Source organism: Nonomuraea glycinis (assembly GCF_014646515.1).
Lineage (GTDB): Bacteria > Actinomycetota > Actinomycetes > Streptosporangiales > Streptosporangiaceae > Nonomuraea > Nonomuraea glycinis.
Window position 1 is genome coordinate 62,494 of the sequence record NZ_BMNK01000027.1, and the last position, 14,275, is coordinate 76,768.

A 14,275-nucleotide genomic window follows, 5' to 3' on the forward strand; every position below is an offset into this window, starting at 1 on the left:
GAGATGGAGGTTCGGATTCGGTACTTACAGTTCTCACCCTTGTCGGCGCGCTGGGCGGTCACATCCCCCACTCGTGTAGTTTCGGTGGCTCGGTTTTTCCCTGGCATCGTGCGACCGGTCGGGGCCGACCCGTTCCTGCGCCACCGCGAGGCGTGTGAGCTCGACTCGGGAGCCGAGGTTCAGCTTGCGGTAGACATGCCGCAAATGGAACGCGACCGTATGGACGCTGAGGAACATCTGCTCGGCGATCTGCCGGTTGGTCCATCCGTCGACAGCGAGCAGGGCAACGGCAGCCTCGGTTTCCGTGAGGCTGTCCCAGCCGGAGACGGACCGCGGAGCGCTGTGCCAGTGGCGGCGGCGCACTCCCATGCCGCGCAGCCTCCGGCGGATGCGTGCCGCATCCCTGGTGGATCCGATGTCATGGTGGATCGCCAAGGCCCGATCCAATCTGGTGACCGCCTCCTGCTGCTCCCCGACGGCCTTCAGCAGCACGCCAAGATCCTCCTCGGCCGAGGCCTGCGCCCATATGTCCTCGATCTGTTCGGCAGCGAGGGTGAGGGCCTCACGATCGCCATCGAGCAGGCCCCGGGCGTGCGCGGCGGACGCGGACAACATCGGAAGCCCCAAGCTGGCATGGCTGAGGGACTCCGCCATGGTGACGATGGACTCGGCCGTTGAACGGTCTCCCGCGCCCATGGCGACCCGGACCATCCACGCGCTCACCGTCGGTTCCATGGCGAGCAGCGAAGACAGCTGCTGGAGCGGGCCGGAGAGATCCGTGAGCAAGGTCATCGCTCTCCGGGGGCCGTCGCGCGCCTCGGTGACCTGGGCTGCCAGCAGCGCGTGCCGCGCACGCGCTTCGCTCGATCCCTCAGCGGGGGCCGCGACACGTCGCGCCGCTTCTCGCAGCTCGCCCCGCCGGAGAGCGACGGCGGCGAGCAGGCCGCTGGCCACCTCGGCGGCCAGCGGCATGTTGTGAACGGCGGCGAGGCTCAGGGCTCTTCGCCCTTCGGTGATCGCACCGTCGAACCGGCCTGCGGCGAACTCGGCACGAGCCTCCAATGCCGCGACGTCCGCTGCCCAGGCCAGATGGTCATGAGCGAGCATGTCCGTGCGTGCCTGCTGGAGCATGGCCCGCGCCTCGTCGAGGCGGCGCACATCGATGAGCATCGCCGCGATGGTGAGACAGGCCTCGTAGCGGCGTTCGTCCGGCCGGTCCTCGCTGGCCAGCCGCCAGGCGTCCTCGGCCAGTGCAACGGCGTTCGAGAGCCTGCCCTCGTCCCGCTCGATCGTGGCGAGGGCGGTCAGTGCGGCGACCGTGACTGTTGGACCGTGCCCGGATTCGCCGTCGATGATCTCATCCGCGCACGCCCGTACGTAGTCGTCATGCAGGCGTGTCATGGCGTACAGCCGCACGACGACCGCGCGGTCACGCACGTGATGCCAACGGGCCGGGAGAGCCAGCACACTGTCGGCCTCGTGGATCGCCTCGTCGCCCCTGCCGGTCCGGTACATGATGTCCGACAGCAGGCAGCGTAGTTCCGCCACGTTCTGTGCGGAGCAATTGTCGGCGAGACGTTCCTGGACCATGCTCTCGGCCTCCTCCAGGCGCCCACCGGTGACCGCCGCGTGGACGGCAGCGGCCGAAGCGGTGAAACGGGCGTCCGCCGGTTCTAGGTGCGTGAGAGCGTCGGCCTGGCTCAGCAGTGCATCCCGTACTGGCGGAGGTACCCATGTGGCGGTGACAGTCCCGACCAGCCCGTAACGGAAGGCGAGCCCACGACCGGTGACGTCGAGAATGCCCGCCGCCGTGGCTTCCTCGATGGCAGAGAGCAACGCGGCCGGTGTGGTGCCGAGCAACGACGCGGTCTGCGCGATCGGTAGCGGCCCGCCCAGCACGGCGACCGTCTCCACCAGGCTTCTGGCCTCTCCGCCCAGGGCATCGGTCCAGCGTCGCACCACCGTTCGCAGCCGGGCGGGCAAATGGGCACGTGACATGGCACCACAGGACGCGTCGAGACGGCCTTCGTCGCGCAGGCCGGCGAGCAATTCGGTGATCAGCAGAGGATTGCCCCCGGCCTCGGCCAGCAGCGCACGCGTCGTCGGATCCGGTGGCCTCCCGAGCATGTCCGCTGCCAGGTCCGCGACGGCTTCCGGCGCGAGTGGCGCGAGCGTCACCCGCGCGGCGCCGTTCCGCTTCAGGAGGCCGAACAGGCAGGCGGCCTGGCCGTCGTTCTCAGCGGTCGAGCCGCTCAGCAACCAGCCGACGGGCCAGGTCGTCAGCCGGTCGTGTAGGACACGGACCGTCTTCAGCGTCGCCGGTTCGGCCCGGTGCAGGTCATCGAACACGGCCAGCACCGGCGCTCCGGCCCGCTCTTCGAAGCCCTTCGTCAGGCGGTCCAGCAGGTGCGCCGGTGAGTCGGCGGGCCCTCCCTCGAACGGAAGGTCGAGGGCCTCCAGCAGGAAGCCGCACGAGACGAGTTCGCCGAGTTCCTCCACGCTGCCGCGGATCACGCCGATGCCGTGGTGGGGAGCGGCGTCGGCGGCTTCGTCCAGCAGCCTGCTCTTGCCCGCCCCGGGTTCACCGTCTACGAGTAGCGTGCCGGTCCCGCCTTCTAGCAGCGTGCGAAACAGCCCCTCGACCTGGCTCCATTCCCGTTCGCGTCCCCGCATCTCGTCCCCTTGACCGAGCTCTTTCCTGCGCCGGAGCGTCGAATCCCATGCCTGTCGAGATCTTTTGTGCTCGGTGCACTACATGTCTTGGGGATGTGGTCGGGGGCGGCTGGAGCCATGGTTGAAATGCCGCAAGAGAACGCGAAGGGGTGGGCGAGATGGCGGAGACCGGTTATGCGCCGTTCAACCGGACGGTGGACAAGACGAACCGGGTCCTGCGGGAGATCGAAGAGGCGCACGGTTGGTCTGCTGAGCACCGGAACCGATCCTACGCCGCCCTCCGGGCGGTGCTTCACGCGCTGCGCGACCGGCTGTCCGTCGAGGAGAGCGCGCACCTCGCCGCCCAGTTGCCGCTGCTGATCCGGGGTCTGTATTACGACGGCTGGCGCCCGGGCGCGGTTCCGGTGAAGCTCGACCGCGAGGAGTTCCTCGACCGTGTGTCGAGGGGGGTGGACTTCGAAGTCCAGGAGAGTACGGAAGATCTCGTCAAGACGGTGTTGCAGGCGCTCAGGAAGCACATTACCGACGGCGAGTGGGAGGACGTGAAATCCAGCATGCCGAGAGACCTGGCTTCGGTGCTGCCCTAGCGGTCACTCTTTCGCCGTTGACGCAGGGCACGGATGAGCCGGAGCGGCAGGAGTCCCACCAGGGGGGCTCGCCTGCCGAGATCGTCCCGGTCCTCTTTGTCGAAAGCCTCGGCGTAGCGACGGGCATCCTCGGCGGAGGCGTAGCGTTTGGCGCCGCCTGCCTCGCAGCCTCGCTGGCACTGCCAGCTCATCGTCTCCCGTTCGCTGGTGAACCGGAACCGATGCCCGAGAACCCGACAGCGAAGCATGTAGCCCACCGTACAGCGCAGCACGGCCAGGGCTGCGCTGCCCTGCCATCCGTCGGTGTTACGTGAAGGAGTCTTGACCATGACCACATCGCGGCCTGGCACCGTTCGAACCGATATCCCTGCTCGCCTCGACCGCATGCCCTGGGCGGGATTCCACTGGAAGGTAGTCCTCGGGCTCGGGACCGTGTGGATCCTTGACGGACTGGAGGTGACGATCGTCGGCGCGGTCGCCTCCCGCATGACCGAACGTGGCAGTGGCATCGCCGTGAACACCGCCGACATCGGCACCGCGGCGGCCATCTACGTCGCCGGAGCGTGCATCGGGGCTCTCCTGTTCGGTCAGCTGACCGACCGTCTCGGCCGCAAGAAGATGTTCATGGTCACGCTCGGGCTTTACATGGCCGCCACTGTGGCCACTGCCTTCGCCGTCCAGCCTTGGTATCTGTTTCTCATGCGCTTCCTGACCGGGATGGGCATCGGCGGGGAGTACGCCGCGATCAACTCGGCCATCGACGAGCTCATCCCGGCGCGCAACCGCGGCCGGGTGGACCTCGCCATCAACGGCAGCTACTGGGTGGGCGCCGCCATCGGCAGCGTCGCCGCGCTCGCCTTCCTCAGCCCGCTGTTCTCGCCGAGCCTCGGCTGGCGGCTGGCCTTCGCCATCGGCGGTGTCATCGGGTTCGCGATCATGGTTACCCGCCGACATCTTCCGGAGAGTCCGCGTTGGCTGTTCATCCACGGGCACACCGAGGAGGCCGAACAGATCGTGAACCGGATCGAGGCGGAGGTCCGCGCGGAGACCGGTCAGGAGCTCCCACCTCCCGGCTCTGCGATCACCGTCCGGCAGCGTGAGGCAATCCCCTTCCGCGAGATCACCCGGGTGGCCATGGAGCGCTATCCGCGCCGGATGCTCCTGGGCCTGGCTCTCTTCGTCGGCCAGGCGTTCCTGTACAACGCCGTCACGTTCGATCTCGGGACGTTGCTGAATGGCTTCTTCGGCGTGACGTCCGGCAACGTCCCGTACTTCATGGCTATTTTCGCGCTCGGGAACTTCCTCGGTCCCCTTGTCATGGGGCGCTGGTTCGACACCGTCGGTCGCATTCCGATGATCGCCGGCACCTATCTGGTCTCCGCCGGACTGACCGCCCTGATCGCCGTGCTGCTCATGAACAAGGCGCTGACCACAGGCTCGTTCATGACCCTGATCGCGCTGACCTTCTTCGTGGCCTCTGCGGGCGCGAGCTCCGCCTATCTCACAGTCAGCGAGGTCTTCCCGATGGAGACCCGGGCCCTGGCCATCGCCCTGTTCTTCGCGATCGGCACCGCGATCGGCGGCGTCACCGGGCCGGCCCTATTCGGCCAGTTCATCCACAGTGGCAACGTGAAGCTGGTGGCGATCGGGTTCTTCATCGGAGCGGCGGCCATGGCCACCGGCGGCATCGCCGAGTTGCTGTTCGGCGTCCGGGCCGAGCACGAGTATGGCCTGAGCATGGAGGGCAGGCGCGAGGCGGCGGAACGCAGGGAGCGGGCCCGCCTGCGCAGCGAGCGCCGGAGGACGCTGGAGAGCGCAGGAGCCCGACGCTTCCGCCCAGGTCCCGGGACCAGGCTGTACTCGCCAGGCGCGATCGGCACCAGTGGGACGGCCAGTCGGCACGCCGCCATCGCCGACGAAGCCCTCGATCGGGAGATCGACAAGGTGGCTCACGCGCTGGAGCGCTACGGCCCTGCAGATCGCGACACGCTCGCCGAGCGCGTCCACGGCCGCGCGTGGGGGCCGGGCCGCTTCCGCGCCGCCCTGCGCCAGACGGTCCGCGAGGGACGGGCCCAGGAGACTTCCCCCGGCAGGTACGACCAGACGGAAAAGTGAGCCCGACTCAGTCCGCGTGTCTTATCCGACCTCGGTGTGCTCGTCCGAACGGTAGGCGTGGGCCTACTCTCGCACGGACGCTCGGCATGTGCTTGTGGGCGAGGTCAGGGCGTGGTGAGCGCTCTGGCCTGGGTGATTCGCTTGGTGGCGATCCGTTCGAGCCGGGCGTGGACTGCCGGGAGCGTTGTGACGGTCCCATGACCTGCGGAATCGGTTGATGCGAAGCGATGCGGGATAGATGCGTGTCATGTCCCGAGCGCAGCCACGGATCCGAACCGAGATGACCGTAGGGATACTGGCCGCTCCCGGTCCCACGACCGAGCTCGCACGCAAGCTGGCCCGCAATCTGACGGCACGGCTGGGTGAACGATTCCCCGGTCACTGCTGGCGGGTCGAGCTGGAAACGGAGATGCAGGCCGGCCCGGTGGGAAGCGGTGAGGACATGGTTCGGATGACCCGGAAACGGCTGCTCCACGAGGCATGGCAGCTGGCGATCTGCCTGACAGATCTGCCCGTACACGTGGGGCGGAGACCGGTCACCGCGCATGTCAGCGTCTCGCTCAGAGTCGGCGTGGTATCGGTGCCTGCCCTCGGGCCGGTGGAGGTCGACAAGCGCTTGGAGGAGACGGTGCTGCGCATCGTCGAAGGAGCGCTCTACGAGCAGGTGCCCCGCCACGATGCGCACTCCGCCGACACCGACGGGCACCTGGGGATGCGCCAGTGGCTGGAGAAGCTCACCTCACCCGTCGGGCGGCCGGACGAGCCGGAGCAGGGCACCTTCCGGCTCGTCACCGCGGCGACACGGGGCAACATACGGCTGCTCGCCGGCATGGTCCGGGCCAACCAACCCTGGAAGCTGGTGAGCGGGCTGTCGCGAGCTCTGGTGGCCGCACTGGGGACCGCCGCCGCCGCGCTCACCTCCCCTGGCATCTGGCGGATCGCCGACGGGATGGGAGCAGGCAGGCTCACGCTTCTGACGGTGGGTTCGCTGCTGGCCATCGGCCTCACCCTCATCCTGGTTCACGGGCTGTGGGAGAACACTCCCGACGGCAGCCGAAGAAGGGAGATCCGCGAGCAGGTGATGCTGTTCAATCTGGCCACCATGATCACGGTCACGATCGGCATCCTCACGCTGTATCTGGCGCAGTTCCTGATCGTCTTGCTCGTGGGGCTGGCATTGATCACACCCGGTGTCCTGGAGAACGAGCTCAAGCATCCGGTCGGCCCGGTCGACTACATGCTGCTGTCGTGGCTCGCCGCCTCCATGGCAGTCGTTGGTGGCGCGCTCGGCGCGGCCCTCGAGAACGAGGACGTCGTACGTGCGGCCGCCTACGGCTACCACCCTGACGAGCCGACCGAGGCTGGCCACCACGAAAACCGTGAGCAGGCGTGAGCTCGCCTGCGACAACCTGTCCACGCACAAGGCGCCGGTGGTGCACGCCCGGCTTCTGGCCAGACCTATTCCTCCTGGATCAACCAGGTCGAACGCCGGTTCGCCGAACTGGAACGCCGCTGCCTGGAACGCCGCTGCCTGGAGCGCGGCAACTTCTGCTCTCTGGACGCTCTGAAGACCGCGCTGGAGGAATGGATCGCGGCCTGGAACGACAACGCCAGGCCGTTCCGGTGGACCAGGATCGCCGACCAGATCCTCGACCGTATCTGCCGCTACTGCGACAGAATCTCAAGACCAGCTCACTAGCGCGGTCTGCGCCCGGGCAAGCGGCTGGACCAGCTGCGGAGGGGGAGGGCTGACCACGGGATCAGCCGGCCCTCATCCGGAAGAGCCGGGATCGCCGCGCCCGCCAGCGGACGGGACGGGCTCTCGCTGCGACCATCGCGCCAGCGCCAGCGCCGCTACCAGCAGGAAGACGCTCCCCGCGTAGACGACCAGCTCCATGAGCTGCTGGCGGCTCTCCGCCGGGTACCCCGGGACCGTCAGCCGGACCACCACCGACAGGATGTGCCGGATGACGCCGATGATGCCGACGATGATGAACGGTTCGAGTTGCAGGCGACCACCCCCGAGGTGCGTCTGCACCATCACGAAGATCTCCAGCACGATCAGCACAAGGAGCAACTCCTCGATGATGATGATGATCATCTCCGCGCCGGACGTCCCTTTCTGAAAGATGGTGGGGATCATCAGGGCTAGAATGCCGACGCCCAGGGCCAACAGCGCGAACGACACCAGGTAGAGGATTGCGTGCTCGGCGGCGGCCAGCATGCCCAGCAGCCGCCTGTTCTCCGGCCTCTGGGCAACCCCATGGGCTGCGGTGTCGGCCAGGGACGAAGGCCCGGGCGTGCCTGGTGTGTCCGGTGGGTTATTCATTGGCTGCACCTGCGATCGTGCCGTGTGCCTGCGACCGTTGTAACTCACAGTGCCCATACCCCCGGTCCGACGCGTGCGAATCCCCCGGTCCGGGGCGGTGCCGGCCATCATCTGCCCAGCTCGGACAGCCCGCTCGCGACGTGGTAGATGGCTGGCCGACTTCATCACGAGGCTGCGAGTCCGCCGCCCAACCCAAGTTCGGAGACTGCCAGAGGCACTGACCCGAGCTGGCGAAGCCCCCCGAGGCAGGTGTTACCCCAGGATGCGCCTTCGGCGGTCGTGGACGAGGACGGCGTCCAAAGCCCCCGCAGTTACGTATCTCCCGACGACCGGCGTCGGAGTCATGCCGCTGTGTCGTCGATGCCGAGGGCGACCGCCAGGTCGCGCAGGCACTCTTCGAAGACGGGCTCCAGGTCGGTGTAGGCGAAGTCCAGTTGGTGCAGGATTTCCATGCACAGCAGGCCGTACAGCCTGCTCCAGCACGACAGGAAGATGTGGGCGGTCTCGGCCGGCAGTCGCCCGTCGATGGCGGCGGAGTAGGCGGTCAGCTGTTCGCGCAGGGAGGTGGGCAGGTGGGCCAGGTCGTGCACCGCGAACGGCTGTGTCCGCCACAGCTCTACCGTCAGGTCGAACAGGACCTGCTCGATCCGCAGGGCGGCCTGGTGACGCACCGAGCCCGGCCGCCGGTTCGGCGGTGCGATGGGGCTGGCGAAGATCCAGCCGCTCACCGCCGCCGGGCGTGCCGCCTACCTGGCGGAGCGGCGGGCCACCGCGGAGATCGAGTGGAACTGGCTCTGAGCCGCGAAGGCAGGCGCTATGGAGTGAGGACCACCTTGTTGCACTCGTCCTGCTTGTTCTTGAACAGCTCGAACGCGCGCGGCGCCTCGCTGAGCGGCATCCGGTGCGAGATGACGAAGCTCGGGTCGATCTCGCCCGCGCGGATCCGGTCCAGCAGCGGCCCCGTATAGCGCTGCACGTGGCACTGGCCGGTGCGGATGGTCAGGGACCGGTTCATGACGGCGCCCATCGGGAACTTGTCCACGAACCCGCCGTAGACGCCGATGACGGACACCACGCCGCCGTTGCGGCAGGCCATGATGGCCTCCCGCAGCGCGTAGGGACGCTCGGTCTCCATCCGGGCGGCCTGCTTGCCGCGGTCATAGGCGTACATGGCCGGGGTCGGATGGTGGGCCTCCATGCCGACGGCGTCGATGCAGGCGTCCGGGCCGCGCCCGCCCGTCATGTCGCGCAGCGCGTCCAGCACGTTCACCTCCTCGTAGTCGAGGACCTCGGCGCCGGTCCGCTGGGCCCGCCTGAGCCGGTACGGGAATCGGTCGATGACGATGACCCGGTCCGCGCCGAGCAGGAACGCGCTGGCCGCGGCGAGCTGCCCGACCGGCCCCGCGCCCCAGATCGCGATCGTCTGGCCCGGCTTGATGTCGCACATCTCCGCGCCCATGAAGCCCGTCGGGAAGATGTCCGACAGGAACAGCACCTTCTCGTCCGGCAGGCCGTCCTCGATCTTGACGGGACCGACGTCGGCGAACGGGACGCGGGCGTACTCGGCCTGCCCGCCGGGGAAGCCGCCCAGCATGTGGGAGTAGCCGAAGATGCCGGCGGGCGCGTGGCCCATCAGCTTCTCGGCCATCCCGGCGTTAGGGTTGGAGTTCTCGCACAGAGAGTAGAGACCGTCCTCGCAGGCGAAGCAGGCGCCGCAGGCGATCGGGAACGGCACCACGACACGGTCGCCGGGGCGCAGGTTGCGCACGCCGGGGCCGACCTCGACGACCTCGCCCATGAACTCGTGGCCGAGGATGTCGCCCTTCTTGACGGTCGGGATGTAGCCGTCCACGAGGTGCAGGTCGGAGCCGCAGATCGCGGTGGAGGTGACGCGGACGATCGCGTCGCGCGCGTTGAGGATCTGCGGGTCAGGGACGTCCTGGATCTCCAGGCGGTTGCGGCCCGTCCACACGTTGGCCTTCATGCCCGTCCTCCGATCGGTTGTGCGGGACGCTGGTGGAGCTGGCGCAGGGCGCGGTGGCCCTCGGGGCTGCCCTCGGAGCGGACCACCTCGCCGGTCTCCATGACCTGCTTGAAGCGGCGCAGGTCGTCGCGGACCTGCTGCTCGGGGTGCTCGCCGAACATGCGGGCGACGGCGGCGGCGAGCTTGCGCCCGTGCATGCCGTACTCCAGTGAGACGTCCACGACGGTGCCGCGCCCGCCGGGGCCGTCGGTGAAGCTGACCAGGCCGGCGGTGGAGACGCCGGTGCCGGGCACGGAACGCCAGGCGAGCAGGTCGCCGGCCCGCTCGTCGATGATCTCGGCCTCCCACTCCAGGTCGACCACCGGGCCCTTGGCCTTCCAGCGGGAGCGGCGCTGGTCGAGGGTGCGCACCGAGTCCAGGTGAACCATGAACGCGGGCAGGTTCTCCAGCTCCCGCCAGAAGCGGTAGACCTCCTCGCGCGGCTTGTTGATGGTGATGGAGGCGCGCACCAGCAGCGGACCCTTGGCCTTGGCGGTGCCGCGCCGGGCGCAGACGGCGTCGAGGACGGCGATCCCGGCGACCGCGCCGAGCGCGCACAGCGCACGGGCGCGGCGCGTGCCCGTGCGGTTGGCGGCGGCCCTGCCGAGGACGCCGAGGTCCATCGTGTCGCCGGCGACCCTGGTCCACGCCCACTGGGCGGGGTTCTTGGCGCCGAGCAGCAGCGCGGCGTGCAGGAGCTCGCGCCCGCCGACGAGCCTGGCGACGGTCGTGGCTGCGGGCGCGTCGTCGACGCCGCACAGGCGGGTCAGGGCCCTGGGCGCCGCCAGTTGCGCCGTGCCCAGCGCGAGGCTGGTCCACCCGAGCGCACGGGCGAATCTGTCGGTCATCATGCGTCCTAACGCAGGTCCCGGTGGTATGTGCGTACGCTGCGGGCGGCTCCCGGTCTGTTGGCGCCCCCCGCGTCCTCCGTCCCGTACCCCTGACAAAAACGATGACACCAGCGGATCCAGGCACGAAATTGCACGTCGCCTGGATCACCGTCCACGACGGACTGCACATCCCGCGCCCGGCTCCGCCCTCGCTCCTCCGCGACGCTCGCACCATTACCGGGGCGGCGCCATGACGCCTGAGGTCTTCCACGAGCGGCGTATGGGCGCCATCCAGGGCGACTGGTGAGGCCAGGGGTCAGAGTCTCCGCATGTCAGGCGGGGGATCGGCGTGCGGGGGGCACAGCTTGCGGGCGCAGGTGACCGGTAGGTAGCCGCTTTTCGGGGTGCCCGTACTGACGAGGTACCAGTCGTAATGCTCTGCGCCGCACTTGAAGTAAGGCTCCCCGCGTCCGACGGCGATGGTGCAGCTCTGCAGGATGTCACCTTTCTTGACGCCGGTGACGATGGGAGCGTCGGCTCTGGCTTCGTCACGGACAGCTGCTCTTTTGGCGGTGACTTCGATATATGTCACAGTTCGCTGCTGCGGGAAGCTCGTGTTGCCGGCTGTGGGCGGATGCGGGCAAGGCAAGGGCGACGGCTAGGACAACGGGGCCTGCACGACAACCAGGAAGCGACGCACTGACGATCCTCTCTCTCGGAAGGTAATCGTCTTATCACTAAGAGTGCCCCTCGGGGGTGATGTGCGTCGATAGGTGAGCCTCGCTGGTGAAGAACTTGCGCACGGACGCGGACGGCTTGATCAGTCCATGATGAACGGCTCGTTCAGCCCCTTTTGACGGCTTGCCCATCGGGATCTTCTCTTCGCCGTTGAAGCGGTGGGTCTTTGTCTAGAAATGTCACGGTTTCGACATCTGGTTCCCGGTTGTTGTTCGCCTCTTCGGCCGGGTTTCCGATGCCTGTTTGACCAAAGGTTGGCTCATCCCTTTGTCCCAGCTCAGCGCTTCGGGCTGGTATTTGAATGAGTGAGAGGGATCAATCCGCTTGGGCGGTTGGGACATGTTGCGGTGACAGCGCACTCCAGCCACTTCGCCGGATGGCCTTGCGGTGCGTTCCGTGCTGATCGGGAGGCGGTCACCCGGCCAGTGCGGTGCCGGTCATTCGCATGGGGTCGGACTTCATGGCCAAGACAAGTGGCAGTACGCCTGCGCGGGGGAGAGCGTGGCCCGGGATTCTGACCAGCGGATATCGCTTGACGTGGACGGTGGAGGTGGGCGTCGATACCACCGCTCCGGCCCCGTGGGTGGCCCCTGGGTGTTCCGCTGTGGCCGCCTACGGCCGGTGTGGGCCGATGGGGACGCTATCTGGTCCGGGGCACGGCCACCCCATTCCTGGCGGCCTGATGGCCGATGCGTGGTGACGGGCGGGCGTGATCGATAGGGCGCCGGTCACGCTGCATGCGCCACATGGTCCGGTGCCGTGCGCCGTCGGGGCGGAGGGATGGCTGAAGGAGACGCGACAGCGGCGAGCGAGGAAGGCGAGGCGCGAGGATGAACGGAACCACCTACAAGACATGTTCCTGCCGGGACGAGGCGACCGGTAGGAAACTGGGCAAGAGGTGCCCGAAGCTGCGCCGCTCTGGTGGGGGGCGGGGATCGGTGGAGCAGTACTCATGGCCGGTGGGCCTACCAGCTGGAGTTGCCCGCACACGCCGATGGGCGGCGGCGTAACCCGCTGCGGCGGAGCGGGTTCAGCTCCCAGGAGGAGGTCGAGGCCGAGCTGGAGCACGCCCGCGCGCTGCTGGCGCTGGATGAGGACCCGCACGTCCGCCGGAAGGTCGCCGACCTGATGCTGTCCACGCTCAAGGACACGCGGGCGCTGCCGCCGGTGGAGGAGGTGCGGCGCAAGGTTCGCACCCGCCAAGACCTCAACCCGACGGTCACGGTCACGGAGTGGCTGAGCGAGTTTCTGCGACGTAAGCGGAAGATCGATGTCACCACCCGGCGCTCGTACGAGGCGCATATCCGCCTGTATTTCACCCCGTACTTGGGTCACATCCGCTTGGACAGGTTGCGGGTGTCCGACATCGCGGGGATGTTCGATGCGATCGAGGAGTTCAACGACGTCATCACCACCGCGCGTGCCAGTGGTGACCCCGCGCAGCGGGCGGCGGTGCGTTACCGGCGGCCTGTCGGCCCGGCGACCATGCATCGCATCCGCGTCACGCTCCGCCATGCCCTGAATATCGCGATCAAGCAGGATCGGCTGATCGACTTCAACCCGGCCGCGGTGGTCGAGTTGCCTGATGCCGAACGCCCGAAGGCGCTGGTGTGGACCGATGAACGGGTCGCCGACTGGAACCGTGAACTGCATCAGCGACTGGCCGCCGAGCAACAGCGGCGCGGCACGCGCCTCAGCCGCGCCGGGACGATCAACGTCTATGTCTCCACCTCCCGGCCATCGCCGGTGATGGTGTGGACGCCCGCCCACACCTCGGCCTTTCTCGCCCAGGCGGCAGGCCACCGGTTGTTCGCCCTGTATCGGCTGATCGCGCTACGGGGGTTGCGCCGTGGTGAGGCGGTCGGGCTGCGCTGGAAGGACGTCGATCTGAACGCCGGGACGGCCGGGGTGCACTGGCAGATCACCCAGTTGGGCTGGGAGCCGGTGCAGGGCAGGCCCAAGACCGAGGCCAGCGACCGCACTATCGCCCTGGACGCCGACACCATCACAGCACTGCGCGCCCACCGTAAGCGCCAAGCCGCCGAGCGGCTGGCGGCCGGGCAGGCGTGGACGGAGAGCGGGTTCGTCTTCACCGACCAGATCGGCCGGCCGCTGCATCCGCAGCAGGTCAGCGACCAGTTCTACCTGCTGGCCTTCGAAGCGGGGCTGCCACCGGTACGGCTGCACGACCTCAGGCACGGGGCCGCCTCGCTGATGCTGGCCGCCGGAGTCGACTTGAAGATCGTACAGGAAACGCTCGGCCATGTCTCCTCCACCTTCACCCGCGACACCTACACCAGCGTCTATCCCGAGGTCGCCCGCGCCGCCGCCGAATCCACCGCCGCGCTCATCAGCACCGCAACGGACAACGGCCCGCGAGCACGGCTGATCAACCTGCCGACCATGACCGGTGACACCACCATCTGAACCATCGAAGCCCAGGCGGGCCCGCTGACACGTCAGCGGGCCCGCCTCTTTGTCCGGGGTGTCACCTGCCGAGCGGATGGACCAGCGGAGCGTTTATCCGCTGGTCATGGGAGGGCTACTCGGCAGAACTGCCGGCTCGGGCGATACTTGACCGTCAGCATGGTCATCACTGACCGGCCAGCCCGCAGAGACGTTCTGGCTTGGTCTTCCGATGATCGTCTCGGAGGTCTGAGCTGACATTGCCGCTCTGAACGATCTACCGCGCTACACGGTCCGCACACAAGAGCAACCACCGAGCAACCAACCATGATCAACAACGAGATCGAAGGCTGGCGAGAACCGAGAAAGCCCAGGTAGAACGCGGTAGTGGTGAGTAGGGCGGGTGGGACTTGAACCCACGACCCACGGATTATGAGTCCGATGCTCTGACCGGCTGAGCTACCGCCCCTGGATTCAGTTGTACGGCGTGCGGGTGTGCACGAATGGATCATGCTATGCCCCGCGCAGGGTCAAGGCTAGAGCATGAGGGTCGGTCGTGGGTCCGGGCTGGTGG

General features: G+C 68.0%; 10 protein-coding genes and 1 tRNA gene. 4 read left to right on the top strand and 7 right to left on the bottom strand.

All coding sequences use genetic code 11. The features are described 5' to 3' along the window. Window positions 1–33: 33 nt before the first annotated feature. Window positions 34–2,673 (bottom strand): LuxR C-terminal-related transcriptional regulator, encoded by a 2,640-nt coding sequence (locus IEY87_RS43710; protein WP_189144794.1) that lies wholly within the window; start codon window positions 2,671–2,673, stop codon window positions 34–36. A 158-nt stretch (window positions 2,674–2,831) separates the two neighbouring features. On the opposite strand from IEY87_RS43710, the gene IEY87_RS43715 reads away from it, so the two are divergent. After that, the gene (locus IEY87_RS43715) at window positions 2,832–3,260 is read left to right on the top strand and encodes a DUF2267 domain-containing protein (protein WP_189144795.1); all 429 of its coding nucleotides are present in this window, start codon (window positions 2,832–2,834) and stop codon (window positions 3,258–3,260) included. Here the strand turns inward: IEY87_RS43715 and IEY87_RS43720 are convergent. Next, on the bottom strand, window positions 3,257–3,589 hold the full coding sequence (locus tag IEY87_RS43720; protein ID WP_225277007.1) for a hypothetical protein: 333 nt from the start codon (window positions 3,587–3,589) through the stop codon (window positions 3,257–3,259). The genes IEY87_RS43715 and IEY87_RS43720 overlap by 4 nt on opposite strands. Before the next feature lie 55 nt (window positions 3,590–3,644). Between IEY87_RS43720 and IEY87_RS43725 the strand changes: the two genes are divergently transcribed. Beyond that, complete coding sequence (locus IEY87_RS43725) at window positions 3,645–5,375, top strand: MFS transporter (protein ID WP_225277006.1); 1,731 nt, start codon at window positions 3,645–3,647, stop codon at window positions 5,373–5,375. Between the two features lie 280 nt (window positions 5,376–5,655). Next, entirely contained in the window at window positions 5,656–6,768 is a 1,113-nt protein-coding gene (locus IEY87_RS43730; RefSeq protein WP_189144797.1) for a hypothetical protein, read from the top strand. Between the two features lie 378 nt (window positions 6,769–7,146). Here the strand turns inward: IEY87_RS43730 and IEY87_RS43735 are convergent, their stop codons facing one another. The 4 genes from IEY87_RS43735 to IEY87_RS43750 all read right to left on the bottom strand — a co-directional run bounded on the left by IEY87_RS43735 (window position 7,147) and on the right by IEY87_RS43750 (window position 10,578). Further along, window positions 7,147–7,599 (bottom strand): phosphate-starvation-inducible PsiE family protein, encoded by a 453-nt coding sequence (locus IEY87_RS43735; protein ID WP_189144798.1) that lies wholly within the window; start codon window positions 7,597–7,599, stop codon window positions 7,147–7,149. A 446-nt stretch (window positions 7,600–8,045) separates the two neighbouring features. Further along, on the bottom strand, window positions 8,046–8,375 hold the full coding sequence (locus tag IEY87_RS43740; protein WP_229699464.1) for a WHG domain-containing protein: 330 nt from the start codon (window positions 8,373–8,375) through the stop codon (window positions 8,046–8,048). A 143-nt stretch (window positions 8,376–8,518) separates the two neighbouring features. After that, window positions 8,519–9,688 carry a zinc-dependent alcohol dehydrogenase gene (locus IEY87_RS43745; RefSeq protein WP_189144800.1) on the bottom strand — a complete coding sequence of 390 codons (1,170 nt, stop codon included), beginning with the start codon at window positions 9,686–9,688 and terminating at the stop codon, window positions 8,519–8,521. Further along, window positions 9,685–10,578, bottom strand: coding sequence for an SRPBCC family protein (locus IEY87_RS43750; protein ID WP_189144801.1), 894 nt, complete (start codon window positions 10,576–10,578; stop codon window positions 9,685–9,687). Before IEY87_RS43750 ends, IEY87_RS43745 begins: the two co-directional genes overlap by 4 nt. 1,695 nt (window positions 10,579–12,273) lie before the next feature. On the opposite strand from IEY87_RS43750, the gene IEY87_RS43755 reads away from it, so the two are divergent. Beyond that, window positions 12,274–13,722 (top strand): site-specific integrase, encoded by a 1,449-nt coding sequence (locus tag IEY87_RS43755; protein ID WP_225277005.1) that lies wholly within the window; start codon window positions 12,274–12,276, stop codon window positions 13,720–13,722. Between the two features lie 374 nt (window positions 13,723–14,096). Here IEY87_RS43755 and IEY87_RS43760 read toward each other — a convergent pair. Further along, window positions 14,097–14,170, bottom strand: a tRNA-Ile gene (locus IEY87_RS43760). Between the last annotated feature and the right edge of the window lie 105 nt (window positions 14,171–14,275).